Origin of the sequence: Enterococcus sp. AZ163 (assembly GCF_050498925.1) — a bacterium.
GTDB classification, from domain to species: domain Bacteria; phylum Bacillota; class Bacilli; order Lactobacillales; family Enterococcaceae; genus Enterococcus_A; species Enterococcus_A ferrettii.
The window spans coordinates 1-226 of the sequence record NZ_JBIPAO010000023.1 but is presented as its reverse complement, the minus strand read 5'-3'; the positions used below and the strand labels follow the sequence as shown (position 1 = coordinate 226).

Genomic DNA, 226 nt, shown 5'->3' with positions numbered 1-226 from the left:
ACTGTCGGAAATCGATGTGCTGATCGATTCACTGATCGACGTACTTAGACTTGCACTTTCACTGTTACTAATGCTCGTGCTAGTTGAGCTTGAATCGCTAACCGATGTGCTGGTGCTTGTACTATCGCTTGTGCTTACTGACGTACTTCCACTGTAGCTGCCTGATTCACTTGCTGAATCGCTCACACTATCCGAAATTGATGTGCTGATTGATTCGCTGATCGAT

1 protein-coding gene is annotated in these 226 nt (G+C 45.6%); it reads right to left on the bottom strand.

The window, feature by feature from the left end:
* A partial coding sequence (locus IGI46_RS25920) for a hypothetical protein (protein WP_429974630.1) occupies nt 1-226 on the bottom strand: 226 nt, incomplete at both ends.